The sequence below is a fragment of the Streptomyces sp. A18 genome (assembly GCF_059026065.1).
The window spans coordinates 1-959 of the sequence record NZ_JBWLKL010000129.1; the positions used below are offsets into that span (position 1 = coordinate 1).

1 rRNA gene and 1 pseudogene are annotated in these 959 nt (G+C 66.2%); one reads left to right on the forward strand and one right to left on the reverse strand.

Going from position 1 to position 959, the window contains the following annotated elements:
- Positions 1-530: pseudogene (locus AC5P1C_RS43790) on the forward strand (hypothetical protein); the annotation flags it as partial.
- 119 nt (positions 531-649) lie between these two features.
- Here the strand turns inward: AC5P1C_RS43790 and rrf are convergent.
- A 5S ribosomal RNA gene (gene rrf, locus AC5P1C_RS43795) occupies positions 650-766 on the reverse strand.
- Between the last annotated feature and the right edge of the window lie 193 nt (positions 767-959).

The window sequence follows — 959 nt, forward strand, 5'->3', positions numbered from 1 at the left end:
CGACGGAAGCCGCCACGGTCGCCGCCCCGGTCGTCACGCCGGTCATCGCGACGCGGAGCACCGGAGGTCGAGCGGTCATCGCGACGGAAGGGAGGACGGTCACCATCACGCCGATCGTCACGACGCGGGCCACCGGACGTCGAGCGGTCGTCACGACGGAACGGGAGACGGTCACCGCCGCCACCACGGTTGTCGTCACGCCGGAAACCACCACGGTCACCGCCGCCACCACGGTTGTCGTCACGCCGGAAACCACCACGGTCACCGCCGCCACCACGGTTGTCATCGCGACGGAAGCCACCGCGCTCGCCGCCACGGTCGTCGCGACGGGGCGCACCCCGATCGCGGTCGTCGCGGCGCGGGCCGCCGGAGGTGGAGCGGTCGTCACGGCGGAACGGAGGACGCCCACCGCCACTACGGTCGTTGTCGCGACGCGGTGCGCCGCCACGGTTCCCGCCCCGGTCGCCACCGTCCCGGCCGCGCTGCTCGCGCTCCGGTCGCTCGTCGGGAGAGTTGGTGGACATCGGTGACTCCTAGTCTTCGGTACCGCAGTCATTCTCGCGCAGCCGGGTAGCCGGCGCGCTTCGACAAAACAAAAAGGACCCCTGGTCCCAGCGTGGACGCTGGGACCAGGGGTCCTCCAAAGATTGTTCGGCGGCGTCCTACTCTCCCACAGGGTCCCCCCTGCAGTACCATCGGCGCTTTGAGGCTTAGCTTCCGGGTTCGGAATGTAACCGGGCGTTTCCCTCACGCTATGACCACCGAAACCCTATGAAATATCCCGCCGCAAAACGGGATCTCAAACAGGGCAGCGAACAAGCACACTCTTCAATTAAGTGGTGTAGCTGTTCAGCCGACACAACTGTTCGTTGTTTCAGAACTAACACAGTGGACGCGAGCAACTGAGGACAAGCCCTCGGCCTATTAGTACCAGTCACCTCCACCCGTTACCGGGCTTC